The 251-nt window shown below is 35.1% G+C and carries 1 protein-coding gene; it reads left to right on the top strand.

The window, feature by feature from the left end; all coding sequences use genetic code 11:
* A partial coding sequence (locus ACY2RS_RS15700; protein ID WP_490099602.1) for an Ig-like domain-containing domain occupies positions 1-251 on the top strand: 251 nt, incomplete at both ends.

Below are 251 nucleotides of genomic sequence, written 5' to 3'. Positions count from 1 at the left end.
GACATCTCGAAGGAGCTTATTATATCCCCTCCTTTAAAATACACTCCAGTGATTACCCCTTTGAGTGTTTCAAAACCACTAAAAGTAAAGCTCCTAGATACCCTTAGAGAAAATACAAACTACTCGTTTAACTTCGGAAATAGTATTGTAGACAATAACGAAGGAAATATTTTTCCGAACTTTAAATATGGCATTTCTACAGGAAGTTTGATTGATAGTCTTACTCTAAAAGGAACTGTTATCGATGCCGT

The organism is Patiriisocius sp. 208BN25-11 (assembly GCF_058147145.1).
Note: the sequence above shows the minus strand (reverse complement) of the source record. Positions and strands in the feature narration are given on the sequence as shown.